This window comes from Actinoplanes sp. NPDC051861 (assembly GCF_040681145.1).
Taxonomy (GTDB): Bacteria; Actinomycetota; Actinomycetes; order Mycobacteriales; family Micromonosporaceae; genus Actinoplanes.
On record NZ_JBFAYE010000001.1, the window covers coordinates 70,775 to 95,778 of the forward strand.

Below are 25,004 nucleotides of genomic sequence, written 5' to 3' on the forward strand. Positions count from 1 at the left end.
GGCGGGCGGATGGCACGCCAGTTCACCACGAGTGGTGACGTTGCCCTGTTCTCGGCAGCATCGGTAACTCGCAGCAACGGCGTGACGCTGGCCGCAGTGATCAGGCCGTCCAGCCTTTCCACCAACGTCTACCCGCTGCAGGTCGGCAATGGCGGCGCAGCAGCGATCCGCATTGAGGCCACCACCACACTAACCGCGCGTTTCGGCGCTACGGCCAACCCCACCTCGAACATGCCGGTGCCCACCAACGCCTGGTCGTTAGTGGCTGTCACGCGCCCGGCCGGATCGACAGTCACACCACGCTGTCATCTGTACGTCTACTCGACGAATACGTGGACACATCTCAACTGCTCCTCCACCGTCACTGCGACCAGCGCGGCGACGGGCGGCCGTATGGGCCACGACTCGATTTTCAACGTCCAGTACGACGGTCAAATCGCCGCCGGGGCAGTCTGGAACCGTGAACTGACCGATGCGCAGCTGGAAAACTTGCCGTACACACTCACGGCATGGAGGTCGCTTAGCCCTCTGAATCTGTGGCTGCTCGATCAGGCATCGACCGGTCAGGCCATCGTCGACCAGATGGGTGTGGCCAACCAGTCATCGCTGACCGGGACGTCGATCGGCACGTCATCGGTGCCGATCGGCTACGGGCTACCGGTCATTCGGGTGTCTCGGACAGCGCCACCGGCCCTGACCGCAGACGCGACGTTCCCCGCCGTGGGGGCTTTGTCCGCGATCGCCGCCACCAGCGCACCGCAGTACCTGTTCACCAACCAGGTACCCACCGCCGGTCACGCCGACGGCACACCGGGGATCACCACCGCGACCAGCGAGGTCTTCGCCAAGGACGGCTATTCCACCGGGATCCGCTTCTACGCCTCCGACACGATCTCCGGCACCTACACGGTGGCGCTGTGGCAGGTCACGGGCGAGGACAACCCCGGCCCGGGTGCGGGGGATCCCCTCGCTACCAAGGTCATGCCGGTGCCGCCAACCCCGGACGCGTGGAATGTCGTCCCGTTCGACGACCCCGTGCCGGTCACCGCGAACACCCTGTACCGGGCCGGTATGCACAACTCCGACGGCCGGTACGTCGCCACCACGAGTTTCTTCACCGGGCCCCTGGTCAACGGGAACATCACCGCCCCGCAGAACGGCGACGACCCGACCGGGCTCGGTAGCCTCCTCCAAGGCACTTACGAGATCAACGCGGCGCTGGCGTATCCGGACAACGCGTTCTCGGCCAGCTGCTACTTCGTTGAGGCGGAGTTCCGGGAGGTCCTGCCGGGCGGCGGCCAGGTCGACGGCGACGCCACGCTCACCGCCGCCGGCGGCCTCACGGCGGTAGGCACGCGCGACGCCGTCACCACAGCCACCCTTGCAGGCACCGGCGGGCTGTCCGGCACCGGCGTGATCGCCACCAGCGCCACAGCCAACCTTTCCGCCGCCGGGGCGCTCACCGCCGCCGGCGTTCTCGCCAAGGTCGCCACGACTGCGCTCGCGGCGACCGGCACCCTGAACGCCGCCGCAGAACGCATCCAGACGGCCACAGCAGCCCTCAACGGCACAGCGGCACTCACCGGCACCGGAACCCTGAGCATGGCCGCCACGGTCACGCTCGCAGCATCGGGTGGGCTCTCCGCGGTTGGGGACGTCACCGGCCTCAACCCCACCGTCGAATTCCCGGCCACCGCCGCTCTCACCAGCGCGGCCAGCCGGACCGCCGTCGACGTCGTCCAGCTGTCCGCGGTCGGCACCTTGGCCGGCACCGCCGCACGAGCAACCGCCGCGGCGCTCACTCTCGCCGGCGTTGGTGCGCTCACCGCCACCGCGGTGGTCACGACGCCCGGCCTCGTCGGATCCGCTCCAACCGACACCTTGGCCACCATCACCCGGCCGACCGTGCTCGGGACGATCACCCGACCTCGGTGGCTCTCCACCGGTCGGCCACCACGCACCACCTGACTGGGAGGCGCCATGCCCCGCTACTTGCTCGGCCAGGGCGTCAACCTGCAGCACACCGTCTACAACCGCGACGGGCAACTCACCGCCGCGGATGTGGTGTTCACGGCCACCGATGAGGACGGCGGCGACGTCGTCCCTTCGGTCACTACGCCGTCGACCGGCCTGTATCGGGCCGCGACCTTCCTGCCCGCGGTCACCGGCCCGTGGACGTACGTCGTCGCCGTCACGGGGGCGGTCAACGACGTCGCCTACGGGGCGTTCACCGTGGTCGACGGCTCCACCCTCACCACCCCACCCACCGGCGCGTACGCCTCCCAGGCCGACCTCGCCGGCGTGCTCACCCCGCTGCCTGACAACGCTGACCAGCTGCTCGTCCGCGCCGCTCTCCAGATCGACCGGGCGCTTCTCACCTCGGTGTACGACACCACCGACACCGGGGTGATTGCCGCGCTGCGCCAGGCGACCCTGGAGCAGATCCTCGGAGACCAGCAGGACGGTGACACCACAGGGCTCGGCGGGGTCACGCAGACGGCCACGAACTTCTCCATCGGCAAGATCAGCGTGCAGAAAGCGGCCACCACCAGCACGCCTGTCCCGCGCGTCGGTGGCCTCGTCGAACAGGCCTGGCTCACCCTGCAGGCCGCCGGTCTCACCGGCGGCGGCCCAGGAGAGCGGTGGGTGAACTGGTGACCTGGGAAGACTTCGTCGCCGAATGCATCCCCAGCGCCATGTCCACGGCGGTCACTGTGCAGCCGCACGAGGGCGCCGGCGCGTACGGCGACGTCCTCGGTACCGCGTTCGCGCTGAGCCCATGCGTCATCGAGGACGTCCGGCGAGCCGTGGTCGTGCAGACCGTCGATGCCTACGGCAAAGAGCAGCTGTCGGCCGCCACGGTGTACGCGCCGCTCGACCCGGAGATCAAACCCGGGTCGCTCATCACGATTCCGTGGCGATCCCGGCCCGCACAGGTCATCGCGGTCGCCCGGCTCACCGCCCCCGGCCTCGCCCTCCCCGAGCACCAAGAACTCAGCCTGGAGTAGCCGTGGCCAAGGATAGCTTCCGGCTCGACTGGGACGGCGAACAGATCAAGGTCGCGATGCGCGCCGCTGAAATGGACGGCCTGGAGCTGGCCGCCGAGCACCTCCTGCAGGTCTCCACCCAGCTGGCCCCGCACGAGGAAGGCGACCTCGCCCGGTCCGGCGAAGTGTCCACCGACGCCAGTCGGCAACAGGCCGCCGTCTCCTACGACCGCGTCTACGCCGCTCGCCAGCATGAAGAGCTGACCTGGCAGCACGACGCAGGCAAGCAGGCCAAATACCTGGAAGAGCCGATGCACACCGAGCGGGACATCATGCTGCAGCTGCTCGCCGGCCCGCTGCGCGAAGAGCTGGGGGAGTGACGTGGCGATCGGAGACGGCTTCACCAGCCGCCTGCTGACCGGGATGGCGGAGCACCTGGCCGACGCCGGCGTCGGCACCTGGGATCCCACCGGAACCGCGTACGCCGATGCGGACACGGCGATCGTGATCCGGGCCATCCCCGACCGGCCGGACCGGCTCATCACGCTGACCGCGTACCCGGTCGACCGGAACCTGCCCGGCATGGCCGATCACTGGGTCGGCGTCCAAGTCCGGCTGCGCGCGGGCCCGGACCCGCGCGACTGCGACGACCTGGCCGACGAGATCTTCGACCTGCTCGACGGCGCGAGAGATCTGACCTGGTCCGAGATCCCCGTCAAGCAGCTGGAGCGGCGCTCGTACACGTCGCTCGGGCAGGACGGCTCCCGCCGCTGGGAGCGCAGCGAGAACTACGCCGTGGACGCCATGCGGGCCACCGCGAACAACACCGACTAGGAGGCCAGCATGGCAACCACGCCCCCCACCAGGGTCACTCAGCTCGCCCGCACACACCGCCTCGACATCAACACCGTCGCCGACCCCGGAACCGGCTACGCCCAGCTGTTCGCCATCGAAGAGATGAAGTACATCGAGGAGCGCCGGACGGAGGATGACGAGGCGTACGAGGACGGCGGCTGGGCCCGCGATGCCGTCCTCGGCGGCAGCTGGCGGCTGGAGATCAAGCTCGACCTGTCGACGAACCTGGCCAAGACCGCCCTCGACACCGTCCACGCGTTCCTGCTGACCAAGTTCAAGGCGACCCGCTCCGCGAGCGCCCAGGCGTCGGAATTCGGGATCCGGTTCTACAACCGCGACGGCCTCGACGACGGTCAATCCTACGAGGGCAGGGTGTACGTCAAGGAGTGGAAGGGCTCCGGCGGAAAGGGCCGCGAGACCCCCGACCTGGTGTTGCAGGGTCAGGGCGCGATCGTCGACATCACCAACCCGCTCGCGTCCGCACTGCCGGTCATCACCAGCCTGTCTCCGGCCGCGGCCGGCACCGCCGCCGGCGGCCTCATCCAGATCTTCGGCCAGAAGTTCACCGGCGCCACCCAAGTGTCGTTCGGAGGCACCAACGCCACCAACTTCACCGTGATCAGCGACGTCCTGATCGTCGCCACCAAGCCCGCCTTGACCGCCGGTACCAAGGACACCGTCGTCACCACAGGCGCAGGCTCCTCCGCCAACACCGCCGCTGACGACCTGGTGATCAGCTAGTGGCAGCCAAGCTCGGCGACCTTGACGACTACTTCAGCCCCGGCCTCACGGTCACGGTCAAGGGCAAGGAGTACACGATCCCGCTCGCTTCGGCGGAGACCGGCCTGTGGTGCCGGCGCATGGCCGTCGCCACCGGGCAACTGCACGAGGCGTCCACTGAGGAAGAAATGCAGGCTGTCGCCGATCGCATGGGCGCGATCCAGCAGCTGCCCGGCGACATGACCCTGCCCGAGTACACCCTCGGCGCTGTCTACACAGAGATGGTCGCCGACGGGGTCGAGGACCCGTACATCGAGTACTGCGGGATGACCGCCTACATCTGGATCATCGCCGGTGAAGATGCCGCCGCGCGCTGGTACCAGTCAGGTGGCCGCCCGGAAGCGACGGGCCCGAACCGGGCGTCTCGGCGAGCCGCGGCCCGAACTGGCGAGACCAGTTCGGGCGCGGCAACCGGCACCCGGTCACGGGCCAGTACGAGTGGTACGACATCCCGCCAGAAGTCCGCGAAGCCGAGGAAGCCCCAGAAATCAGCTGGGTAGATCTTCTGGCCCATTGGGTGCTGATCGAGGCCGACCTGCACGAGCGGTACGGCGTCGACGTGGAGGACCGGGCCCTGATGCGGGCCCGGTCGTGGCGGTGGCTCCAGACGCGGATCCTGGGCCTGCTCTCGGTGCAGAGCAGGCTCCGGCGCGCCCTCAGGCTCGACCAGAAGGACGACGATCATGGCGCTGAAGCTGGGTGAACTGGTCGCGATCCTCGGCGTCGACGACAAGAAGCTGCGCGACGGCCTGGACCGGTCCAAGTCGCGGATGGAGCAGTTCGGCAGCGGGGCTGGGAAGGTTGCCGGGCAGATCGCCAAGGCGTTCGGCCCGGCCCTGCTGCCGGTACTCGCCGCCTCCGCCGCCGGCGTGGCTGGCCTGGGCGCGGCTCTCGCGGGCGCTGGCGCGGCCGGGGTCGTGTTCGGCGCCGTCTTCAAGAGCAACTTCGGGGAGATCAAGGAAGCCTCGGACAAGACGGCCGACCTCCGCGACAAGATCGCCCTGCTGAACGAGCAGATCAAAGTCGCGAAGTCGATGGGCAACAACGAGCTCGCCGGGAACCTGGAGAAGTCCCGCACGCGTGCGACCAACGAGCTGCTGGCCCGGTACAAGCAGCTGCCGCCGGCACAGCGTGCGGTCGTGCAGTCGTACGACCAGATGAAGATGAGCTGGCAGTCGTTCGTCGATGCGAACAAACCTCAGACGTACGCGATCATGACGACCGGCTTCAACACCATCCGCACCATGATCCCGAAGCTGCAGCCGCTGTTCGACGTCGCGAGCGCGGCCGTCTCCCGGTTTGCGGGCTGGCTCGCACACGCGACCGCCACCGGCGGCGTCGACCGGTTCGTAGCCTTCCTCACCGCCCAGGCCGGACCGGCGATCGACCACATCGCGGCGATCGGCCGCAACCTCGGCATCACCCTCGGCGCCCTGTTCAAGAACACCGCGCCATCCGGGCAGGGCATGCTCGGCGCGATCGAGTTGCTGACCGAGAAGCTGGCGAACTGGTCCGCCGGCGGCGGCTTCGAACGGTTCATGCAGTACGTCTCGGCGAACGGGCCCAGTATCTCGGCGACCATGGGCAACCTGGCCACGGCGGCGGGCCAGATCTACGCGATCCTGTCGCCGCTGGCCCCGGTCACCCGGGCGATCGCCACCGCCATGACGCAGCTCATTGCCGCGGTGCCGCCGGAGGTCATCACCACCCTGGTGACGGCGTGGCTGGCCTACAACGTCGTCCTCAAGGCGCACGACGCGATCCTGCTGCTGCTGAAGGGCAAGACGCTGGCGGTGGCGGCTGCCTCGAAGCTGGCGGCTGCTGGGCAGGCGATCTGGAACGCCGCGGTGGTCGCCGGGAACTTCGTGGCCGCTTCGGCGCAGATCGCCGGTTATTTGATCAAGGTGGCTGCGGTGCGCCTGGCTGCCCTGGGCGCGGCCGCAGCGCAGGCCATCTGGAACGCGGCGCTGGTCGTGGGCAACTTCGCCGCGGCGACCGCGCAGATCGCCGGGTACCTCATCAAGGTTGCCGCGGTACGGGTGGCCACCCTGGCCACCGCTGCCGCGCAGGCCATCTGGAACGCCGCCCTCGTCGCGGGGAACTTCGCTGCGGCCACTGCCCAGCTCGCTGGCTTCTTGATCAAGCAAGGCGCGATTGCGATCGCGACCAAGGCGTGGACGGCCGCCCAGTGGCTGCTCAACCTGGCGATGACCGCCAACCCGATCGGGTTGGTCATCGCCGCGGTGGTTGCTTTGATCGCGATCTTCGCTGTGCTCTGGATCAAATCGGAAGGTTTCCGTACTTTCTGGATCAACCTTTGGGAGACGATCAAGAACGCGGCGTCCGCGGCCTGGTCGTGGATCACCACGAAGACGTCCCAGTTCTGGTCATGGATCTCCGCCGTCCCGGGCCGGATCGGCTCGGCCTTCTCCAACGGCTGGTCCACAGTGAAGACGAAAGCCGGGCAGGCGTTCGACTGGGTGAAGAACAAGGCCCTGACCTGGTACAACTGGGTCACCGGCCTCCCGTCCAAGATCAGCTCGAAGATGTCCGGCGCGTTCACCGGCCTCTGGACCGGCTTCAAAGCCGCCGCGAACAAGCTGATCGGTGGCTGGAACAGGCTGTCGTTCGGCATCCCCGGCTTCTCCTTCGCCGGCATGTCCGTCCCCGGGTTGACGATCAACACCCCGGACATCCCGTACCTCGCCCAGGGCGGCATCGTGCCCGCCACCCCAGGCGGCCGTCTCGCCGTCATTGGCGAGGGCGGCCAGGACGAGGCGGTCATCCCGCTCGACCGGCTCAAACAGCTGCTCGGCAGCATGCGCTCGGTCCTGGAGCTGCGCTCCTCCGGATCGGCACTCGACGACCTGCTCGTCGAGATCCTCCGCGGCGCCATCAAATGGCGCGGAGGAGACGTCCAGGTCGTCCTCGGCCAAGGATCAGGAGGCTGACGTGGACGCCCCGTTCGGTGCGCAGATCCAGATCAACGGTGTCTGGACCAACGTGCCTGTGCTCACCGAGGAAGTCGCCCGGATCAGCGGCGGCCGACAGAAGAACGCGGCCGTCGCCGATCCGACCCGGTGCATGCTCAAGCTGCGCAACGACAACGGCGACCTGTCCAGCCGCAACCCCAGGTCGCCGTACCTCGGCTACCTGGGGCGTTCCACACCGATGCGCGCCATCGTGCCCGACACCACCCATCTGTGGATCTCCTCCTCCGGGGACATCTCCTCCACCCCCGACCACAGCTCCCTCGACATCACCGGCGACCTGGACGTGCGGATCGACCTGCAGCCGCTCACCTGGGACGACGAAACCGCTATCTCCTTCGGCGGCAAGTACGTGACCACCGGGAACCAGCGGAGCTGGGCGTGGTGGGTGCAAGACCGGGTGCTGGTCCTGCGGTGGTCGACGGACGGCACCTTTGCCGGCGCGATCACCGTCACGCCCACCGAGCAGTTCGTGCCGCCCGGCGACGGCCGGCTCGCGTTCAGGGCCACCCTGGACGTCAACAACGGGGCCGGCGGGTACACCGTCACCTTCTACACGGCGGCGACGATCGCGGGCCCATGGACGCAGCTCGGCGACCCCGTGACCGGCACCGGTGTCACCAGTATCTTCTCGGGAACCGCCCCGCTGAAGATCGGCTACACGGACATCAACTCCGACGACGGCACCGGCTACTACTACGCCCTGCAGGTCCGCTCGGGCATCGGCGGCACGGTGGTGGCCAACCCGGACTTCACCGCGCAGACCAACGGCGCCACCAGCTTCACCGACTCCGCCGGCCGCCTGTGGACCACGTCGGCCGGTGCCGAGATCCGTGACTTCGACGTGCGCGCCTCCGGCGAGGTCGCGGACTGGCCGATCCGGTGGGTCACGAGCGGCCGGAAGATCACCGCCCAGGTCGAGTTCGCCGGCTGGCTCCGACGCCTCAACATGCCCAGCGAGCCCCTACGGTCGCCGCTGTACCGCGAGGCCACCTCGGCCACCAACCTGCCGCTCATGGTGCTCTACGCACCCTGTGAGGACGGCAGCGACGCCACCTCACTAGCCTCCGGCCTCGGCGGCACCGCGATGACCTTCACCGGGTCACCCAGCCTCGCCGCCAACTCCCGGATCCCCGGCTCCGCCCCGCTGCTGGAGCTGGCCACCGGCGTCACCCTCTCCGGCATCCCCATCGCCCACACCGGCACCGGCGTCATCGCCGTCCGCCTGGTCGCCGACGTCCCCTCCTCCGGCTGGGCCACGGACGCAGTCATCTCCCAGGTCGACGCCTCCGGCGGTTCCTGCGCCCGCTGGGTTCTCGAGGTCTCCAGCACCGGCGGCCTCCGTGTCCGTGGCCTCGACTCCTCCGGTGCTGAGGTCGTCACGAGCGGATACATCGGCTTCGACATCCGCAACCGCCGCCAGATGATCGGCTGGCAGCTGACCCAGACCGGCTCCGACATCTACTGGCAGATCTTCACCCGGCACATCACCACCGGCCTGGACGTCGTCGAAGGCGGCATCGACGGCACCTTCACCAGCCGCACGGTTGGCAAGGCTATGCAGCTGCGGATCGCCCCGAACGGCAACCTCAACGGCGGCGCGATCGGGCACCTCATGCTCGGCACCAGCGCATCACTGGCGGCCGGCATCGACTCGGCGATCGTCGGGAACTCCGGCGAGACGGCAGGCCGCCGGCTGCTACGCCTCGGCGCCGAGCTGGGCATCCCGGTCCGGATCATCGGCGACCCGGACGAGACCGAGCCGATGGGCCCCCAGCAGCCCGGCAAAGTCCTGGACGAACTCAAGGCCTGCGCCGCCGCGGACCGCGGCCTGCTCGGCGAGGCCCGCGACGCCATGGTGCTCGAGTACCGGCCCCGGATCAGCCTCTACAACCAGACCCCGCGCGCGACCCTCGCCTACGGCGCCGAGGGCGAATCCCCGCACCTGGAGCCCGACGAGCCGGCCGAAGACGTCGTCAACGACTACACCGCCGAACGTCGCGGCGGCAGCTCGTACCGGGCGGTCGAGGAGACGGGCCGGCTGTCGGTGGCCGAGTACCCGGACGGGGTCGGGCCGCGCCCAGGCGGCGACACCCTCGACGTCGAGACCGACGCCCAGTTGTACGGGGCTGCGTGGTGGGAGACGCACCTCGGCACCTGGGACGAGTACCGCTATCCGGTCGTGAAGCTGAGCGTGTCACGGCTGGAAGACGCGGGCAAACCCGAGCTCGCCCGTGCGGCCGCGGCCGCACGCCCGGGCGACCGGATCGTCATCACCGACCCGCCGGACTGGCTACCACCGGACCCGATCGACCTGCAGGCCCAGGGCTGGATCGAGGAGATCCGGCCCCGACGTCGCAGCATCACCTTCAACACCGTGTCGCACGGGCCGTGGGTCGTCGGCGTGGTCGGCACCGACCTGGTCGACTCCGACGGAACCACGCTCGTCAGCGGCCTGTCCGCGGTCACCCCGAGCACCTCCCAGGCGGTCTCCGTCACCGTTGTCGGCATCCCGTGGGCGCTGGACTCCGACGTGCCGTTCGTGATGTGGATCCTGCACCCGACCGGGGCGAAGGCCGAGCGGGTCACGGTCACCGCGGTGTCCGGGGCCACCAGCCCGCAGACGCTGACCATCACGCGCGGCCTGGACGGCTACACGCTGGCCCACGACGCCGGCGCCGCGCTCATCCTCTACCAGCCGCTGCGCTGGGCCCGATAGGAGGCGATCGTGCCGCTGATTCCTGGCAAGCCGGCGACGCAATCGAGCCTGGACGACGAGCTGACAACCATCCTGACCGCGATGAAGATCGCGGATGAGACGTTGTCGTCACTCGGCACGGTCCAGGACGACGACCACCTGCTCGTCTCCGTCGAAGCGAACTCGTACTACATCGTCGAGGGCTGGATCCGGTACGTGTCCGCGAGCACCAGCTCGGACCTGCGGATCAACTACAGCTATCCGGCTTCCGCCGCGTTTGCTCGCAACGACTTCGGCACGGCGACGTCGGCGGCCGCCACCGCGGCGGAAGCCGTGGACATGACGGTGGTGACCACTGGCGACAACGGCCGCGGCAGCGGCACGACCGAGCGAGGTGTGTCCGTCAAGGGGTTCCTGCAGACGAGCACGACTGCGGGGACGTTCCGGGTGCGCTGGGCTCAGGTGACGTCGAGCGCGGACAGCTTGACCGTGAAGACGGGGTCCTGGATCAAGCTCACAAAGATCAACTAGGAGGCCTCATGCGGCTCACGACCCAGCTCACCATCGTCATCTGCGTCGGCATCGCCGGCATGGTCTCCATGGTCGCCTTCCTCAGCGCCGCCGGCTGGTCCGAAGGCGGCATCGCCGGGATGGTCACCGGCATCGGCTCAGTGGTCACCGGCCTTATCGTCGCGGTGCGAGCCCAGGCCAAGACCCAGGAGCAACTCACCCAGCAGGACGAGCAGCTCGCCACCATCGCCCACCAAACCAACGGCCTGAGCTCGGAAGAGCGCGAGGACATTGCGCGCCGGGCCGCCGCGGCCGCGCTCACCGCCTACCGGGAGCAGGAAGGAAACCGATGACCAACATCGCCGAGGTGCAGCCCGTCGACCTGGTCGAGGTCGACCCCGATCCGGCCGAACTCGTGGGCCCGCCGCCGCACTGCCCAGCCCCCGACGACGAAGACGAGGAGGCCTGAAGTGGCCACGCTGCTCGGCTTCACCGTGCCGGCGAAGGCCTCCGCGGTGGCGACGTACCTCGTGCCCGGCACGACGGTGAAGCTGACCCTCGCGCGTGATGTGGCGCCCCTGCTGCTTGCGGTAGCGCGGGACTTCGACCGCGAGGTGGAGGAGCTGATCAAGGGGCAATGCGGCGGCTTCAACCCGCGCAAGATCGCGGGCACGGAGAAGTGGTCGCGGCACGCGATCGCCGCCGCGATCGACCTGAACTGGCTCAAGCACCCGATGGGCCGGCGCAACACGTTCTCGCCAGCAAAACAGGACAAGATCCGAGCCATACTGCGCCGCTACACACACAAGGGCGTCCAGGTCATCCGCTGGGGCGGCGCCTACTCCACCCCCGACGACATGCACTTCGAGGTCAACGTTCCTCGGGCCGCAGCTGTCGCCGCGGTGAAGGCGCTCCAGAAGCCACGCAAGCCAGCGCCCGCCGGCGGGCCGAAGCCGGGCGACCGCACGCTACGGCAGGGCGCGAGCGGGCCGGACGTGGCGTACCTGCAGCGCTGGGTTGGCGCCGAGGACGACGGAAAGTTCGGCCAGCAGACCCGGCTTCGGGTGATCCGGTACCAGAAGATCGTTGGTGTGCCGGCGACCGGTGTTGCCGACTCGAAGACCTGGGCCAAGATCCTCGGCCGGTAGCGCGGCAGCCCATCCGATCGTCATACTCGAACCCATGTACGAACCGGATGGGCTTTCTCTGGTCGCGCGCGGCTGGCTGCAGGACAAGGCGGACCGCGACTACGGCGGCGACCTGGCCCGCGCCGCAGACGCCGTACTGGAAGCCGCGTGCGCCGCCGAGCTTGCCCCGGATGATCCATGGGCTGGCCTGCAGGTGCAGGTGGACAGCCGACCGGTACACCCAGGGCGCCCTGGGCGCCTCGCCGGCGAAGCGAGGCGGGCCGCCATGGGTAACCCCTCGCAGGACTCCGCTATCTGACCAGAAGTGCCCTCCGTCACCAGGCCGCCGCGCCTGGTGACGGAGGGCACTTCTTTCGTGTGTCCGAGATCGTGTGACCGGGTATTCGCGCAGTACCGTCGATATTGGCGGGCGGCCCACACCGCACAGCACGCGACCTGGGGAGGCGCGATGCCCAACACCATCGGCGACCCGAGCAACATCGGCGGCAACGTGGCCTACTGGCGCAAAAAGCGCGGCAAGAACCAGCGCGTCCTGGCCGGCCTCGCCAGCATGAGCCAGCCCTATCTCTCCCAGATCGAGCGCGGCATCCGCTCCGTCAACAACCGCGGCACCCTCGCCGCCCTGGCCAACGCCCTCGAAGTGTCGATCGCCGACCTCACCGGCCAGCCCGGCGACCCCAACGAGCCCTCCCGCGCCGCCGCGGCCGCGCACGTGCCGGCCATCCGCGAAGCCCTGATCCGCCGCGAATTCGGCGAACTCGAGGAGCCGCGCCACGACGTGCGCCAGCTGATGGTCGCCGGCGGCCGCTACGACTTCGCCACCGTCGCCCCCCAGCTGCCGAACATGCTTGGCGGGCTCCGCGGCGGCGACCTGGTCCAGGTCGCCCACGTCGGCGTCTACACACTGAAGCACCTCGGATACGCCGACCTCGCTCGCGAGGCCGCCCGCCTGGCCGTCACGGAGGCGCGCGAGCTCGGGGATCCCGCCTGGATCGGCATCGCCGAGTTCATCCGGATCCTGGCCATGCCGCCGGAGATGCCCGGTGCTCCGACCCGGCTCGCTCAGCGGGTCGCGGACGAGCTGCAGCCGCACATCGGGGACCCGCGCGTGAGGCAGGCGTACGGAATGCTGCACCTGCACGCTGGTCTGCGCGCGGCCGTCGACCGCCGCGGTGACACTGCCCACGACCACCTCCTCGAAGCCGGCCAGGCCGCGCGCTCTCTCGGCGAACCGGAAGACGATTTGGGCCTGGCGCGGTTCGCGTTCGGGCCGACGAACGTCGGATTCTGGGAGGTCGCGATCGAGCTGGAGCTCGGTGAGCCGCAGCGGGCTGTCGAGGCGTCGGACCGGGTCGCGCCTGGGCGGATCCCGCTGGCCAACCGGCAGGCTCCGTACTTTGCCGATGTCGGCACCGCGCTGGTCCAGGCAGGCCGCGACCACGAGGCGATCGCCGCGTTCCTGCGCAGCGAGGCGGCCGGCCCGCAATGGTTCCGGCTCCGGCCGACGGTGCGGGACACGATCGGCTCGGTGGTACGCCGGACAAAGCGCAACGCGGTGACGAAGCAGATGCGCCACGCCGCCAACGCGGTCGGCCTGCAGGAGCTGGTCAAGGACTGATTGCCGTCTGATAGCAGGTAGCAATCACGCACGCCTGGTGCGCTAATAACGTGCCGTTCTGGGTCGCGGTCCTGCCGTCGCACGTGGGCAACGGTGTGGCGGTGGAAAACGCGTCCCAGCGGCGGCGGTTCCGCTCGAGACGGGGGTGTGTCTCAGCAGGCTCCCCCGGTGGACCGCCGCCGCCCCGACCTCGAATCGGTGGCGGAGGCGATCGCCGTGAGCTCAGGTTTCCGGATCTTCAGCCAGCAGGTGACGGTGCTCAGGATGGGCGGTCATCCAGGCGTCGACGTCCTCGACCAGCCACACCTGGACGCCGCCCGGGAGGACGTCGAAGGGCTCGGGGAAGAATTTGCGGCGATCGTTGGTGATGGCGAGTGCGTACTGGCGTGTTACGCCAAGCATGTCGGCGATGTCACCGGTTGTGTAGAGCCGCCGTTTTCTCTCGCCCACGGTGATCACCGTAAGCACCAGCGTAGTTCACAATGGACATTCCCAGCGTGTTTACCATGGACAACTGCCCAGGTAATCTTGCTGACGCGGGCGCCGCTCCCCTTGTGGGTAAGGGTGAGCTGCCGCCTGCACGCGGCAGCGGACCGTGTCGTAGCTGTCCGGTCCGCTGCCGCCCACACCTGCCGCGCTCGGAGGTGATGGGGCATGGCGAAGTACACGATCAACCACGGCCCCCGCCGCCACCTCCTGCGCCCATGGCGGCGTGACTGCCGATGCGGCTTCGAGGTCTATCCGTGCCCGCCCGTCCGTCTCGACGTCGTCAAGCCCGCCAGCAGCCGCACCAGGTGGTCGTGGTGACCGGGCACGAACCCACCTGGCCGACGGGTACCTGCATAGCGTGCGGACAGCTCTGGCCCTGTGAGCCGGCCGTGGCCGCCCTGATCGAGGAGTTCGGCGACGGGCTTCCGCTGGCGGCCGCGCTGTGGTGCCTGTTCGACGAGGCGGCGCAGGCATTGCCGCTGGCCTCGTTCCTGGCGCTCTACGAGCGGTGCGTCCGGCAGCCGCTTCGCGCCCGAGGAGCCGGCGAATGAGGCCGCCATCGCGCCGGCCGCTGCCGGGCGCTGGTGATCTTCTGCGTATCACTGCGGCCGCCAGCGTCCAGTTCGCACAGCGGCCGTTCCTGTTCCGCGTGATCCGTGTCCTGCCGCACATCACCTACGACGGCTGGGTGTGGCTGGACGGCTACCAGCTCGACGGGGCGGGCGACGCGGTGGAGCGGCGCTCCATCTTCGTGCAGATCGGCGGGCTGCGCCTGATCGTCAGGGCGCAGCCGGATGCGCGCGCACGCAACTCGCGGCGGCCCAGCACCGGGAGCAGCGGCCGCGACGCCCATCGGTCCCGACGGGCGTAGGAGCCCTACCCACCGCAGACGAAAGAGCCGCCTCCTCTTCCCAGGGGGCGGCTCTTTCGCCTGGTGGGTGGTTCAGCTGGCTGCCAGGATCACCAGCCCACCCAGGAGAATCACGGCGGCCGCCAAGGCGATCGCTCCGAGCGCGGTTCTCCAGCGGGCCCGGGCGACGCTTACGTAGCCAGCCGCTACCGCGCTTGCCGCTGCGGCTGCCTCGTACCGTCGGCCGCCCTGGAATGCCGCGAGACCGCCGACGATCACCCCGAGCCCGAAAGCGATCAACGCTCCCATGATTCACTCTCCGTCACTTCACGTCGTTCGCACGGTTCGCACCGATGTTCACATGGCGCATCGACAGTGCCCATATACAGGACCCGGCCGGACCCGATGGCACGGTGCACACCGTGCACACCAAACCCGTCTTGATCACTGAACGTCATACCTCGATCGGCACCAGAATCCGGTACACGCCCCGCTGGGCCTTGGCCAGCATCGGCTCCTCGCCTGTCACCAGCTCCGACAGCGCGCTGTACAGCCAGGACCCCGACAGGCCCGTCTGCGCCAGCACGTCCCCAAGCTCGCTCGGCTTCACGTACTCCGCGCCGGCGTTGGCCAGATCGAAGATGTACGACCTAAGCAGGCCCATCGCGGCAGTAGTCGGCATCTTGCGCCCACCGTCGAACGCGATCCGGGGCATCCCCTCCGGGATCCGGATCGGCGCTGACGGGTCGACGTCGTCCGGCGGAGCAGCCGGATCCACCCCCGGCACCGGCTCGCCGCCGACCCCGGGTGCGCCGTCACCAGGATCGGCGGCCGCCGAGGCAGCCTGCTCCGTATCGCCGGCCGCCTCCGCGCTCCAGCCCAACACCTCCGCGACGTCCGCCGAGCGCTGCTCGTCATCCTCGATGAAGCTGCGGCACGGCGCCGACCACAACTCCTGCTCGCGGCCAGCCCACTCCAGGTAGAAGTAACCCGGCCGGCCGTTCTTCCACTTCCACGGCGCCGCCCCGGCCCGGAGCGTGTCCTCCGACAGCGAGGCCTCCGCGTCGTCCTCACGCTGGACACCCAGCACCACCCAAGTGGTGACGTTGCTGCGTGCCGACGTCGGCAACCGGTCGTACGTGGCGCGCTGCATCTCCAGGACCATGCAGATGCCGACCGAGCGGACCGACTCCGCCAGGTCGACGATCGCCGGGTTGCCGGCCACGACCGCGGCCGCCTCGAAGATGACGTAGACCTCGAACGGGATGCCGCAGCCCTTCTCCCACTGCTTGAAGCCACGCTTGCCGAGCTCCTCGGCGCGCGACGCCACCCTCTGCTCAAGGGTCTCCAGGAGCGCCTCGGCGTTGTCGCGGCCAGCGGCGGCCTTCTTGGACGCCCTCTTCAGCCAGATCGGTAGCTGGCCGGCCTTGCGGGCGTCGGCGATGAAGAGGTCCGCGTCGTGGCGAGTGACGACCTCCTTGGCCAGCCGGAGCAGCAGCTCGGTCTTCCCGGAGCCGCTCATGCCCACCACACCCATCACACCGACGGCGTTGCGATGCACGGCAGGGTCGCCCGGCAGGATGACCGCCGCGTCGCTGCCGTCCTCAGCCCGCCCCAGCACGATCGGCTCCGCGATCGACCCGCCCGGCGCCGACGGGCCGGGGTCGACGATTGGACCACGCAGCTGGTCGACCGGGACCGCGGCGAGCACGCCACGCCGCTCCGAGTCCGGATCCTCGATGGTGCGGATTGACGTTGCCTTCACATCGAGCAGGGACGCTACCTGTGACTTCGCCTCGGCGACCTCGGCGAATGTCCTGCCCGGTGGCATCTCGATTGCCGCCGTGACCTTCGCACCGTCGATCTTCGGCCGAGCGAAGCGGACGTCCTTGAGCTGCTTCACGGCGTCGCCGAGCTCGGCGAACTCGCCCTGAAGGATGCGCCCGCTCTCGATGTCGCCGCGGCCCTGCCGCATGATCCGGTACACCGCGCAGGCAACGGAGATCACGATCGTGCCCAGCAACCACGTACCGACCATGGCCTTCGACAGGGGACCCTCCAGTATCGCGGGGATCAGCCACAAGAACGCCAGCACCGTGTTGCCGGTGGCCATCCACCGCATCACGATCCCGCGTGGCCGGGACGCCACCGCGACGAACAGGATCAGGCCCACGGCAGCAAGCGCGAGAGCAAACCCAGTCCACCCGGCGTCGATGCCGCGGCCGAAGAAGTAGTGCACTACCCAGGCGCCCGGCAGCGCGGCCAGGCAGCACAGCGGCGCTACCAGGTACGGCCACAGCGGAACGCGGACAGTGTGCACACTGCCGTACCCGTCGTTGGCCGGCCGGAGGTTCGCCTTCTTGACCACGTCAGGCCCTCCGCCTTCCGTCGAGCAGCCCGTACATGGCGACGTGGCGTGCTCCGGCGATAGTGCTGTCGTAGTCGGCCATTCGCTGCACCAGGGCCTGCCGCGACTCGCCGGGCAAACGCTCGATACCGCGAGCCTCCATCTGCTCCCGGAGCTCACCGGCAGTGAGTCCCTCGAACACCTCGGCGCCCATCACATCGCCCGGAACGCGTGACCGGTGCCGCCCGTGTGGCCTTTCCAGCCGGCGGCTTCCAGCTCAGGCAGGTACACCGCCTGGTACCGGTTGCTCGCGGTGATGATGTACCTGGATGCCGCCACGAGGGCCTCGCCGGCCTGCGCGATCGGATTCGACACCTGGTGTGCCCGGTACACCGAGCTCATGTGCGCGATTACCAGGCCCCGGGAGACCCGCCGGAAGCGAGCGTCGGCCTCGGAAGCGAAGATGCCCAGCTCCAGGGCGCCGACGTGCAGGACTTTGCGGGCTCCCTCACACCACTCCAGGAACGTGACGTTGTCCTGCAGGGCGCCGGCGTCGACGCCGAGAAAGCTCGGGCGGGGCCCGGTGTTGGGCTGCGTCATGTTTCTCCTTGATCAGGGGAAGAGGGCATTCACAGGTACCGCGACTTGCGTGCCGCGGGGCAGAAAGTCGCTGACCAGCCGTTGCCGGATACCGGTGACGTCGTCCGAGGCGATGTCGAAGAGGAAGCCGAGCATCCCCACGTGCGGGCGTGGAGCCTGCTGGACGATGTGCGTCGCCTCGTGGACGGTCTTGCACTCGGACAGGTGCAACGGCAGCGCCAGCATCTTCTCTCGGTCGCGGATCCAGTGCTCGATGTCCTCGAAGGTGCCTTGCCGCTGGTCCTCCGGTCCGGCCGAGACTGCTACCAAGAGTTCGCCCAGCCAGTCGTTCAGGCGAGGCGGCCGGTCTGCCGCTCTTGCTGGCGAGAACCGCACCGTCAGCCGAGTCCACGGGTGGAGACGGGGGTATTCGAACGTCCGGGAGGCCCAGGCCGTCCAGCTGCCTTCGGTGGGCTCGTGGAACTTCCATCCTCTGCGTGCGGTGGCCCAGGCGTGCAGGCCATCGGTCATCTCGTTGGCTCTGCGGATCGCCTCGGCGTTCCGGTTGTGCTTTCGCACCCAGCCCGGCTGGCTCATTTGCGGTCTTCTCCTCGTAGTTCGGGGTGCCTTCCGTTGACCGGCACCGTGGGTTGGCCCGGCTGGAGTGCGCGAAGGAGGCCTCGGACTGTGGATGGCGGCACATCGGTCACACGGGCGATCTCGCGTTGCGGCAGCTTCGGGTAAACGATCTTGACCGCCCGGACGGCCAGCTCCTTCTGCTGCGCGGAGCGCGTGTCCTCACGTGGCACCTGAACAGGCCGTTCGCGGATGATCGGGTGCGCGGCGCAGACCCGGCGGCGGGGGCGCCTCTCGCGCACCTTCACCGCCTTCTCCCGCGCAGCCAGCCACGCCGACACGCGGGGAACCGGCGTCGGCTCCGAAGCCTCCTCAAACCACATCGCCCGGTCGACTTGTGCCCGAACGGTGCCGATGATCTCGTCGTCCGCGCTCAGCGACAGGCGGGCAAGCCGCCCAGCCGCGCGTTCACGCTGGCGGTCGGTGCCGTGCCGGCGGCGGAACTCCAGGCGGACCATCTGCTGTGTGAGCCGCTCGCGGTGCACGGTCTCCACGTCGCGCTCGCCCGGCTCGATGGCGCCGATCCGGAGCAGGAGCCGGCGGGGTGTCCACCGCCAGCTGGTCACCCACGCCGGCCGGTGCACCTGGTCGCCGACGAGGCCGTCCCACCACTGCTTGGTGAGCAGCAGCGGGATCGCGAGCCGTAGCAGCGCCTCTGCCAGGCTGTGGGAAACGGCGGCCGCGACGAGGCCCATGGAGACGGCGATCGTCCATGCTGTGTTGCCGGCACGCCCGGGCCAGCCGTGCTCGCGGACATGCCGGTCAGCTCGAATCATGCTGACTACCAGCAGGATCTCGAAGACCGCGAAGAGCAGAAGCCGGGGGCCGGCGGGGAAGCCTGGGATGCGGCCGGTCAGTTCCCAGATGGCCTCCGACGACCAGCCGAGGCCGATGAGCATGGCGATCCGGGACAGCGGCCCGTCGGGGCGTTCGGACCGGGCGATCCGACGGCAGGCCCAGGCGAGGAGTAGCACTGCGGCCAGAAGGCCCAGTAGGACTTCCCGGCGCTCGAAGAGCATGTGGTCGAGAGTCACGACCCCTCCGTGTTTGTGTCTCGATTCCTGTCCGACAATAGGACATGATGCGAGACAGTAAAACACCCGAGAGGGGAGATGTGCCATCGTGGGACATGCGAGTGATACGGTTCCCGACGTGATCAGACCGTCCTGGGAGGGCTCCGAACAGCAGAAGGAGCTCCTCAGCGAGACGGTCGCCGCGTTCCAGGAAGCGCGCCGGGTCGCCCAGGAGGCCGAGAACGCCGCGTGGGCGAAGGCGCAGCAGGCACGTGCCGCCGGAGTGCCGGACACCGTGATCTGCAACCGGGCTGAGGTCACCCGGTCGACGCTGAACCGCAAGCTGGGGCCTCGCCCGGAGCGGTAGACACAGGTGCGCCCGAGACCTGTGGGCGAAGTCTCGGGCGCGTGGCGGGAACGGAATTCAGCTGGGTTGGTCGGCCTCGGCTGGGGTGATACCGGCGATCCGGTCCGAGGCGCCGCGGAGATATCCGTCGGCGTAGCCCTCGTGGTACGCGGCCTGGAGGGCGCGCCGCCACCGGCGCCGGAGGGCGTACGCGGACAATACGCCCGCGACGATCGTGAATCCTGGCCATCCGTGGGTGCTGGCGATTTCGTGCGTGCGGTTAATCCACCACATCGCGAATGCCGATACGCAGACGGCAGTGGGCAGGATCAGCGGGCTGACCGTGCGGCCTATCCCTTTCGGTGCGGCGGTTTTCGTCTTCTCCCACATTCACTTTCCCCGTTGGTCGAGGGTTGACAGTTTCCTGTTGGGTGTCGCCTCCCCAGTTCCGGATTACTTGTCCGACGTTAACTAATGGTCATGATCCATTGAATGGCACAGATAGGGGTATAGGTTGACCGAACGACGTACCACGAAAGGACGCATGCCCGTTTCTGAGCGTCGTTAGAAGTCGCCCATGACGCGGTCATACGCTCGGACCGCGCGAGCGTTGCGGGCCGACCGCCCGTAGTGTGCCAACATCTGGTGACTGTCCCATCCATTGAGTTCCATAAGGTCGCCGCCCTCGCCTCCCCGATCCAGGTAATTATGGGAGAACGTGTGACGCCATTTATGTAGCCAAGTCTCGATACCCAGGGCTTTGGCCCGTTTGGTCACAGCCCCGGTAATGCCGCTGGTGGTCATCCGCCAGCCGTGGCTACGTACACGGCCGATCCAGAGCGGCGCGGCGTCGCCCATCGGGACGTTCTTCACCTTTGCCCGAACCCTCAAGTACCGGTCGAGGGCGATCGCCGTCTTGGAGTCGTACCGGATCCGCCGTTCCTTCCCGCCCTTTCCCCGCACGACCGCCTCTCGGCGAGCAATGTTCAGATCGCCGAGGTTCAGGCCGTGCATTTCCTCGCGCCGAATCCCGGACGCCGCAAAGAGGCGGATCATGGCCGCGTCGCGGCGGCTCTTGAAGTCCCGCCCCTTCTCAGCGTCCTTGATCAGAAGTTCGAACTCGGCGTCGTCATGCACAGGCACCAGTGACTTCCCGACACCCTGTTGAGCAGGCAGCTCAACCCCGTCGACCGGGCTCATGGCGTCTTCCTCCGCCGCCCACCAGGCGTAGAACTGCTGCACGCCGACCGCAGCGTGCCTGACATAACCGATCGCGTACCCCTCACACGCGGCGGGCGCCGGATCGCCAGCGAGCAGCTGATGCGGGCACGGCACCCCCTTGGCCTGGAGCCAGACGAAGTAGTGGCGGATGTCGGCCTTGCAGACGTCCTCCCAGTCCCGGTAGGCCGGCCGGTGCCGCAGGAGCCAGCCGACGAAGAGCCGCAGGTCCTCGACGTAGCCGGTGACGGTCTTCTCGCTGCGCCGTGCGGCCTGGAGCGAGAGTTGCCAGGAGTCAATCCACGGGCGGTACGGACCGAGCTCGTAGAGGGACGGCCTGGTCGTGCGCGGGTGCTGCCGTGGCATGCCCTACCACCCCGATCCGGTGGTGGATCGTGGACTAGACGGGTGGTCGTTGTGCATCGTGCCCTCCCCATGGCGCTGTGGTGATGTTGCGTTTGCGCAGGTGAGGGGTGGTGTAGAGCCCCCGGTCGGGATCGAACCGACGACCTCCCGTTTACAAGACGGGTGCTCTGGCCATCTGAGCTACAGGGGCGAGACGGACCTCAGCATAACGTCCTGTGATGCGGGCGCCATCTTGGCAGGTCACCCAAAAACAAATACGGTTGCGGGGCTGTTCCTTCTACTCGGATCGTCCGGCACGTTCCTGCCGGTGGAAAGGAAGTCGATTCACCATGGCTACCGTCACTTATGACAAGGCCTCCCGGATCTATCCGGGCTCCGAGCGCCCCGCGGTCAACGAGCTGAACCTCGAGATCGGCGACGGAGAGTTCCTCGTTCTGGTCGGCCCGTCCGGTTGTGGTAAGTCCACGAGCCTGCGCATGCTCGCCGGCCTGGAGGACGTGGACCGCGGCCGGATCCTGATCAACGACAAGGACGTCACGCACCTTCCGCCGAAGTCCCGTGACATCGCGATGGTGTTCCAGAACTACGCGCTGTACCCGCACATGACGGTGTACGAGAACATGGCGTTCGCCCTGAAGCTGCGCAAGACCCCGAAGTCGGAGATCGACACCGCTGTGAAGGAGGCCGCGCGCCTTCTCCAACTGGAGGAGTACCTGTCGCGCAAGCCGAAGGCGCTCTCCGGTGGTCAGCGTCAGCGTGTTGCCATGGGCCGCGCGATCGTGCGTAAGCCGCAGGTGTTCCTCATGGACGAGCCGCTGTCGAACCTCGACGCGAAGCTGCGTGTGCAGACCCGTTCGCAGATCGCGACGCTGCAGGCGACGCTCGGCGTCACCACGGTGTACGTGACGCACGACCAGGTCGAGGCCATGACCATGGGTCACCGGGTGGCGGTCATGCTGGACGGCGTGCTGCAGCAGGTGGACACCCCGCGGGCGCTCTACGACACCCCCGGCAACGTCTTCGTCGCCGGCTTCATGGGCTCCCCGGCGATGAACATCAAGACCGTTCCGCTGAACGAGACCGGCGCCCACTTCGGCTCGCTGAACCTTCCGCTCACCCGTGAGCAGGTCGCGGCCGCGCAGGGTGGCGACGGCAAGGTCACCATCGGTTTCCGTCCCGAGGCCGCCGACGTCGTCGGTGAGGCTCCGGACGCGCTGGCGATCAAGGTGGACCTGGTCGAGGACCTCGGTTCGGACGCCAACGTCTACGGTCACGCCGACCTGCCGGGCGGTGCGGAGCGGTTCGTGGTCCGCACCGAGCGCCGCAACATGCCGCACATGGGCGAGACGATCTTCATCAAGCCGCAGACGAACTCGCTGCACGTGTTCAACGCCGGCTCCGGCATCCGGATCTGACGCACCGCAGTTCATGAAATGGGCGGTCCCGCGAGGGGCCGCCCATTTTCATGAGAACCGGTAGAGCAGGAACTGTTCCTTGCCCACGCAGGCGAGGACGGTGGTGTTCCACGAGCAGCTGCCGGTGTAGACGTCGCGTACCTCGTCCATCGGCACCGGGTTGTCGCCGAGATGGACGCCGGAGAGCGACCTGTTGCCGAGTGAGCTGGTGAGCGGGTCGGCGAAGCGCAGGATGTTCGCGCCGTCGAGTCGTGCGGCCCGGCCGGTGGCGGTCCACTCGGTGGCACCGCCGGAGTCGAGCAGGGTGACCTGGTCGGTGTCGGCGCTGGTGGTGACGAGCAGGGAGTCGCCGACCGGGGTCAGCGCGTCGACCTCGGCCACGGGTTTCTCCCACGCCTTGCCGCCCTTGGCCGCGTCGACCGCCACCACCCTGTCCTTGGCCCGGTCGTACCCGTCGGTCTCGACGAAGCACAGCCGGGTGCCGCAGGGTGTGAAGGTGCCCAGGGTGGCGTTCTCCGGAGCCGTGTAGAGCGTGACCGGTTCGCCCAGTTCGTCCAGCGAGTAGGCGAAGATCCGGTCGGCGGTTCCGGTGGTGTCCTCGACGAACAGCCGGCCGTCGTGGGCGAGCACGTCGCTGCTCGTGGACGCGACGCTATCCCGATCTTTCAGCGTTTTTCCGGTTTTGAGGTCGAGGACCCGTACCGAATTGTTGCCGTTGATCTGAATGACCCGATTGTCGGTGAGCTGCGCGTTCAACCCGCGGCCGAGCGTGGACGTGGGCCCGGTGAGATCGGCAGGAGTGGTGACCGGGACGATGACGGACGAATCGGTGTCGTCCTCCTCATGTGCGACCTTGCCCGATTGAAGGTCCACCCAGAGCAGCCGGCCCTCGCCCTTGTCGAGCACCAGCGCGTTCTCGGTGCCCAGCTGCACGGTGTCGGAGCTGCCCAGCGGCCGGTCCCAGAGCTTCTTGCCGCCGTCCTCCAGGTCGAGGACCACCATCGTGATCTTGCTGGAGGCGTTCAGCGTGGAGTAGAGCACCACCTCGCCGGGTGTCGCGACCATGCTGTCCCAGCCGGTCACGCCCGGTTCGGTGATCGTCGTGCGCCAGAGCTCCTTGCGTGAGCCGGTGTCGACCGCGACGACGCCGAGCGCGCCGTTGTCGCCCACGCTCGCGAAGACCGCCCGCTCGCCCACCACCTCGGCGTCCGACCACAGCGACGAGATGGAGCCGACGGGTTGATAGCGGCTCTCCTCGTCGAGCGAGTGGAAGTCGAGGGCCGGGAAGTCCGGCCAGAGGAGCACGGCGGCGGTCACCCCGAGTGCGACGGCGCCGGCTGCTGCCGAGATCAAGAGCCCTTTACGGTACGCGGTGAGCACCCGTTTCCGAGTCGGCGCAGGCTGTGGCACCGTCTCGCTGCCGGGCGCCCCGGGGATCGTCCACGTCGAGTTCGGCTGTGCCGGGGACTGGGGATCCGCCAGATGGGACGGCACATGTCCGTCGTTGGCGACCGCGGCCGCCTCGGCAGTGGCCCACGGGTCCACCGGATCCGCGTACTGCATCAGCGCCTCGGTCCGGTCCTCCGAATCGGGACGTGGTCGGCCGCCGGAGTCGCCCTCGCCGGGACCCGCCATCACGCAACTCCCCCCTCGCCACTTCGGTCCGTCATGTTACCCAGGGCAACGTCGATGGTTATCGTGGCGCATGCGCATTGAGCGAGTCACCGCCGCTGCCGAGGTGCACCGCGCGGCCGACCTCTTCGACGCGCCGCCGATCCCGGTCGCGACCGACCGTTTCCTCGCCGACCCCACCCATCATCTGCTGCTGGCGTACGACGACGCGAACCGCCCGGTCGGCATGATCAGCGGCGTGGAGACGACCCATCCGGACAAGGGCACCGAGATGCTCGTCTACGAACTGGGCGTGGCACCGGTCGCGCGGCTGCAGGGCATCGGCGCGGCGCTGGTCGGCGCGCTCGCCGAAGTGGCGCGGGAGAAGGGCTGCTACGGCATGTGGGTGGCGACCGAGAACGACAACAAGGCCGCGCTGGCGACCTATCGGCGGGCCGGTGCCTGCGAGGAGATGACCTTCACGCTGCTGAGCTGGGATCTGAGCCAGGAGGGGTGAGGGGACCAGGCACTCCGGGACCGCGCGGGGC

General features: G+C 68.6%; 31 protein-coding genes and 1 tRNA gene. 21 read left to right on the plus strand and 11 right to left on the minus strand.

Annotation, left to right across the window (positions count from 1 at the left end):
- Positions 1 to 9: 9 nt before the first annotated feature.
- The 15 genes from AB0M02_RS00415 (at position 10) to AB0M02_RS00485 (ending at position 13,586) form a co-directional block, all read left to right on the plus strand.
- A complete protein-coding gene (locus AB0M02_RS00415) occupies positions 10 to 1,968 on the plus strand; it encodes a DUF4082 domain-containing protein (protein ID WP_364219146.1) in 1,959 nt (652 codons plus the stop codon).
- Between the two features lie 12 nt (positions 1,969 to 1,980).
- On the plus strand, positions 1,981 to 2,658 hold the full coding sequence (locus AB0M02_RS00420; RefSeq protein WP_364219149.1) for a hypothetical protein: 678 nt from the start codon (positions 1,981 to 1,983) through the stop codon (positions 2,656 to 2,658).
- Entirely contained in the window at positions 2,655 to 3,008 is a 354-nt protein-coding gene (locus tag AB0M02_RS00425) for a hypothetical protein (RefSeq protein ID WP_364219152.1), read from the plus strand. Before AB0M02_RS00420 ends, AB0M02_RS00425 begins: the two co-directional genes overlap by 4 nt.
- A gap of 56 nt (positions 3,009 to 3,064) precedes the next feature.
- Complete coding sequence (locus AB0M02_RS00430) at positions 3,065 to 3,367, plus strand: hypothetical protein (protein WP_364222416.1); 303 nt, start codon at positions 3,065 to 3,067, stop codon at positions 3,365 to 3,367.
- 1 nt (position 3,368) lies between these two features.
- Positions 3,369 to 3,821, plus strand: a complete 453-nt coding sequence (locus AB0M02_RS00435; RefSeq protein ID WP_364219155.1) for a minor capsid protein — start codon at positions 3,369 to 3,371, stop codon at positions 3,819 to 3,821.
- A 9-nt stretch (positions 3,822 to 3,830) separates the two neighbouring features.
- A complete protein-coding gene (locus AB0M02_RS00440) occupies positions 3,831 to 4,583 on the plus strand; it encodes an IPT/TIG domain-containing protein (RefSeq protein ID WP_364219158.1) in 753 nt (250 codons plus the stop codon).
- Positions 4,583 to 5,122: a hypothetical protein gene (locus tag AB0M02_RS00445; RefSeq protein WP_364219161.1), complete on the plus strand. Its 540-nt coding sequence runs from the start codon at positions 4,583 to 4,585 to the stop codon at positions 5,120 to 5,122. The genes AB0M02_RS00440 and AB0M02_RS00445 overlap by 1 nt, the downstream gene beginning before the upstream one ends.
- The gene (locus AB0M02_RS00450; protein WP_364222419.1) at positions 5,110 to 5,325 is read left to right on the plus strand and encodes a hypothetical protein; all 216 of its coding nucleotides are present in this window, start codon (positions 5,110 to 5,112) and stop codon (positions 5,323 to 5,325) included. The genes AB0M02_RS00445 and AB0M02_RS00450 overlap by 13 nt, the downstream gene beginning before the upstream one ends.
- A complete protein-coding gene (locus tag AB0M02_RS00455) occupies positions 5,306 to 7,573 on the plus strand; it encodes a hypothetical protein (protein WP_364219164.1) in 2,268 nt (755 codons plus the stop codon). The genes AB0M02_RS00450 and AB0M02_RS00455 overlap by 20 nt, the downstream gene beginning before the upstream one ends.
- 1 nt (position 7,574) lies before the next feature.
- A complete protein-coding gene (locus AB0M02_RS00460; RefSeq protein WP_364219167.1) occupies positions 7,575 to 10,331 on the plus strand; it encodes a hypothetical protein in 2,757 nt (918 codons plus the stop codon).
- A 9-nt stretch (positions 10,332 to 10,340) separates the two neighbouring features.
- Positions 10,341 to 10,841, plus strand: coding sequence for a hypothetical protein (locus AB0M02_RS00465; protein WP_364219170.1), 501 nt, complete (start codon positions 10,341 to 10,343; stop codon positions 10,839 to 10,841).
- 8 nt (positions 10,842 to 10,849) lie between these two features.
- Positions 10,850 to 11,173 carry a hypothetical protein gene (locus AB0M02_RS00470; RefSeq protein WP_364219172.1) on the plus strand — a complete coding sequence of 108 codons (324 nt, stop codon included), beginning with the start codon at positions 10,850 to 10,852 and terminating at the stop codon, positions 11,171 to 11,173.
- Between the two features lie 117 nt (positions 11,174 to 11,290).
- Positions 11,291 to 11,968: a M15 family metallopeptidase gene (locus AB0M02_RS00475; RefSeq protein ID WP_364219175.1), complete on the plus strand. Its 678-nt coding sequence runs from the start codon at positions 11,291 to 11,293 to the stop codon at positions 11,966 to 11,968.
- Positions 11,969 to 12,002: 34 nt separating this feature from the next.
- Positions 12,003 to 12,266, plus strand: a complete 264-nt coding sequence (locus tag AB0M02_RS00480) for a hypothetical protein (protein ID WP_364219178.1) — start codon at positions 12,003 to 12,005, stop codon at positions 12,264 to 12,266.
- A 150-nt stretch (positions 12,267 to 12,416) separates the two neighbouring features.
- Entirely contained in the window at positions 12,417 to 13,586 is a 1,170-nt protein-coding gene (locus AB0M02_RS00485; protein ID WP_364219180.1) for a helix-turn-helix transcriptional regulator, read from the plus strand.
- Positions 13,587 to 13,808: 222 nt separating this feature from the next.
- Here AB0M02_RS00485 and AB0M02_RS00490 read toward each other — a convergent pair whose 3' ends face one another.
- Complete coding sequence (locus AB0M02_RS00490) at positions 13,809 to 14,054, minus strand: DNA-binding protein (protein ID WP_364219183.1); 246 nt, start codon at positions 14,052 to 14,054, stop codon at positions 13,809 to 13,811.
- Between the two features lie 186 nt (positions 14,055 to 14,240).
- Between AB0M02_RS00490 and AB0M02_RS00495 the strand changes: the two genes are divergently transcribed.
- Genes AB0M02_RS00495 through AB0M02_RS00505 form a run of 3 tightly spaced genes read left to right on the plus strand, consistent with a single transcriptional unit; the run spans position 14,241 to position 14,946 of the window.
- Positions 14,241 to 14,393 carry a hypothetical protein gene (locus AB0M02_RS00495; protein ID WP_364219186.1) on the plus strand — a complete coding sequence of 51 codons (153 nt, stop codon included), beginning with the start codon at positions 14,241 to 14,243 and terminating at the stop codon, positions 14,391 to 14,393.
- The gene (locus AB0M02_RS00500; RefSeq protein WP_364219189.1) at positions 14,390 to 14,626 is read left to right on the plus strand and encodes a hypothetical protein; all 237 of its coding nucleotides are present in this window, start codon (positions 14,390 to 14,392) and stop codon (positions 14,624 to 14,626) included. Before AB0M02_RS00495 ends, AB0M02_RS00500 begins: the two co-directional genes overlap by 4 nt.
- The gene (locus AB0M02_RS00505) at positions 14,623 to 14,946 is read left to right on the plus strand and encodes a hypothetical protein (protein WP_364219192.1); all 324 of its coding nucleotides are present in this window, start codon (positions 14,623 to 14,625) and stop codon (positions 14,944 to 14,946) included. Before AB0M02_RS00500 ends, AB0M02_RS00505 begins: the two co-directional genes overlap by 4 nt.
- Before the next feature lie 72 nt (positions 14,947 to 15,018).
- Here AB0M02_RS00505 and AB0M02_RS00510 read toward each other — a convergent pair whose 3' ends face one another.
- The 6 genes from AB0M02_RS00510 to AB0M02_RS00535 all read right to left on the minus strand — a co-directional run bounded on the left by AB0M02_RS00510 (position 15,019) and on the right by AB0M02_RS00535 (position 19,521).
- The gene (locus tag AB0M02_RS00510) at positions 15,019 to 15,234 is read right to left on the minus strand and encodes a hypothetical protein (RefSeq protein ID WP_364219194.1); all 216 of its coding nucleotides are present in this window, start codon (positions 15,232 to 15,234) and stop codon (positions 15,019 to 15,021) included.
- Positions 15,235 to 15,379: 145 nt separating this feature from the next.
- Positions 15,380 to 17,293 (minus strand): hypothetical protein, encoded by a 1,914-nt coding sequence (locus tag AB0M02_RS00515; protein WP_364219197.1) that lies wholly within the window; start codon positions 17,291 to 17,293, stop codon positions 15,380 to 15,382.
- Between the two features lies 1 nt (position 17,294).
- Positions 17,295 to 17,474 (minus strand): hypothetical protein, encoded by a 180-nt coding sequence (locus AB0M02_RS00520; RefSeq protein ID WP_364219200.1) that lies wholly within the window; start codon positions 17,472 to 17,474, stop codon positions 17,295 to 17,297.
- 11 nt (positions 17,475 to 17,485) lie between these two features.
- The gene (locus AB0M02_RS00525) at positions 17,486 to 17,872 is read right to left on the minus strand and encodes a hypothetical protein (protein WP_364219203.1); all 387 of its coding nucleotides are present in this window, start codon (positions 17,870 to 17,872) and stop codon (positions 17,486 to 17,488) included.
- A 12-nt stretch (positions 17,873 to 17,884) separates the two neighbouring features.
- On the minus strand, positions 17,885 to 18,448 hold the full coding sequence (locus AB0M02_RS00530; RefSeq protein WP_364219206.1) for a hypothetical protein: 564 nt from the start codon (positions 18,446 to 18,448) through the stop codon (positions 17,885 to 17,887).
- The gene (locus AB0M02_RS00535) at positions 18,445 to 19,521 is read right to left on the minus strand and encodes a hypothetical protein (RefSeq protein ID WP_364219209.1); all 1,077 of its coding nucleotides are present in this window, start codon (positions 19,519 to 19,521) and stop codon (positions 18,445 to 18,447) included. The genes AB0M02_RS00530 and AB0M02_RS00535 overlap by 4 nt, the downstream gene beginning before the upstream one ends.
- 118 nt (positions 19,522 to 19,639) lie before the next feature.
- Here AB0M02_RS00535 and AB0M02_RS00540 point away from each other — a divergent pair, with 118 nt between their 5' ends.
- Entirely contained in the window at positions 19,640 to 19,867 is a 228-nt protein-coding gene (locus tag AB0M02_RS00540) for a hypothetical protein (protein WP_364219212.1), read from the plus strand.
- A gap of 57 nt (positions 19,868 to 19,924) precedes the next feature.
- Here the strand turns inward: AB0M02_RS00540 and AB0M02_RS00545 are convergent, their stop codons facing one another.
- The 3 genes from AB0M02_RS00545 to AB0M02_RS00555 all read right to left on the minus strand — a co-directional run bounded on the left by AB0M02_RS00545 (position 19,925) and on the right by AB0M02_RS00555 (position 21,620).
- Positions 19,925 to 20,236: a hypothetical protein gene (locus AB0M02_RS00545; RefSeq protein ID WP_364219215.1), complete on the minus strand. Its 312-nt coding sequence runs from the start codon at positions 20,234 to 20,236 to the stop codon at positions 19,925 to 19,927.
- Positions 20,237 to 20,410: 174 nt separating this feature from the next.
- On the minus strand, positions 20,411 to 21,430 hold the full coding sequence (locus AB0M02_RS00550; RefSeq protein ID WP_364219218.1) for a tyrosine-type recombinase/integrase: 1,020 nt from the start codon (positions 21,428 to 21,430) through the stop codon (positions 20,411 to 20,413).
- A gap of 116 nt (positions 21,431 to 21,546) precedes the next feature.
- Positions 21,547 to 21,620 (minus strand) — tRNA-Thr (locus tag AB0M02_RS00555).
- Positions 21,621 to 21,759: 139 nt separating this feature from the next.
- Here AB0M02_RS00555 and ugpC point away from each other — a divergent pair.
- On the plus strand, positions 21,760 to 22,845 hold the full coding sequence (ugpC, locus tag AB0M02_RS00560; RefSeq protein ID WP_364219221.1) for a sn-glycerol-3-phosphate ABC transporter ATP-binding protein UgpC: 1,086 nt from the start codon (positions 21,760 to 21,762) through the stop codon (positions 22,843 to 22,845).
- 48 nt (positions 22,846 to 22,893) lie between these two features.
- On the opposite strand, the gene AB0M02_RS00565 is transcribed toward ugpC, so the two are convergent.
- A complete protein-coding gene (locus tag AB0M02_RS00565) occupies positions 22,894 to 24,480 on the minus strand; it encodes a PQQ-binding-like beta-propeller repeat protein (RefSeq protein WP_364219224.1) in 1,587 nt (528 codons plus the stop codon).
- Between the two features lie 70 nt (positions 24,481 to 24,550).
- On the opposite strand from AB0M02_RS00565, the gene AB0M02_RS00570 reads away from it, so the two are divergent.
- A complete protein-coding gene (locus AB0M02_RS00570; RefSeq protein WP_364219227.1) occupies positions 24,551 to 24,973 on the plus strand; it encodes a GNAT family N-acetyltransferase in 423 nt (140 codons plus the stop codon).
- Positions 24,974 to 25,004: the final 31 nt, after the last annotated feature.

Bases quoted from the DNA above. Each gene is read 5' to 3' on its own strand.
- AB0M02_RS00415 (WP_364219146.1), top strand. From the start codon at position 10: ATGGCACGCCAGTTCACCACGAGTGGTGACGTTGCCCTGTTCTCGGCA.
- AB0M02_RS00420 (WP_364219149.1), top strand. From the start codon at position 1,981: ATGCCCCGCTACTTGCTCGGCCAGGGCGTCAACCTGCAGCACACCGTC.
- AB0M02_RS00430 (WP_364222416.1), top strand. From the start codon at position 3,065: ATGCGCGCCGCTGAAATGGACGGCCTGGAGCTGGCCGCCGAGCACCTC.
- AB0M02_RS00440 (WP_364219158.1), top strand. From the start codon at position 3,831: ATGGCAACCACGCCCCCCACCAGGGTCACTCAGCTCGCCCGCACACAC.
- AB0M02_RS00455 (WP_364219164.1), top strand. From the start codon at position 5,306: ATGGCGCTGAAGCTGGGTGAACTGGTCGCGATCCTCGGCGTCGACGAC.
- AB0M02_RS00470 (WP_364219172.1), top strand. From the start codon at position 10,850: ATGCGGCTCACGACCCAGCTCACCATCGTCATCTGCGTCGGCATCGCC.
- AB0M02_RS00480 (WP_364219178.1), top strand. From the start codon at position 12,003: ATGTACGAACCGGATGGGCTTTCTCTGGTCGCGCGCGGCTGGCTGCAG.
- AB0M02_RS00485 (WP_364219180.1), top strand. From the start codon at position 12,417: ATGCCCAACACCATCGGCGACCCGAGCAACATCGGCGGCAACGTGGCC.
- AB0M02_RS00495 (WP_364219186.1), top strand. From the start codon at position 14,241: ATGGCGAAGTACACGATCAACCACGGCCCCCGCCGCCACCTCCTGCGC.
- AB0M02_RS00505 (WP_364219192.1), top strand. From the start codon at position 14,623: ATGAGGCCGCCATCGCGCCGGCCGCTGCCGGGCGCTGGTGATCTTCTG.
- AB0M02_RS00510 (WP_364219194.1), bottom strand. From the start codon at position 15,234: ATGGGAGCGTTGATCGCTTTCGGGCTCGGGGTGATCGTCGGCGGTCTC.
- AB0M02_RS00525 (WP_364219203.1), bottom strand. From the start codon at position 17,872: ATGACGCAGCCCAACACCGGGCCCCGCCCGAGCTTTCTCGGCGTCGAC.
- AB0M02_RS00530 (WP_364219206.1), bottom strand. From the start codon at position 18,448: ATGAGCCAGCCGGGCTGGGTGCGAAAGCACAACCGGAACGCCGAGGCG.
- AB0M02_RS00545 (WP_364219215.1), bottom strand. From the start codon at position 20,236: ATGTGGGAGAAGACGAAAACCGCCGCACCGAAAGGGATAGGCCGCACG.
- AB0M02_RS00550 (WP_364219218.1), bottom strand. From the start codon at position 21,430: ATGCCACGGCAGCACCCGCGCACGACCAGGCCGTCCCTCTACGAGCTC.
- ugpC (WP_364219221.1), top strand. From the start codon at position 21,760: ATGGCTACCGTCACTTATGACAAGGCCTCCCGGATCTATCCGGGCTCC.
- AB0M02_RS00565 (WP_364219224.1), bottom strand. From the start codon at position 24,480: ATGGCGGGTCCCGGCGAGGGCGACTCCGGCGGCCGACCACGTCCCGAT.
- AB0M02_RS00570 (WP_364219227.1), top strand. From the start codon at position 24,551: ATGCGCATTGAGCGAGTCACCGCCGCTGCCGAGGTGCACCGCGCGGCC.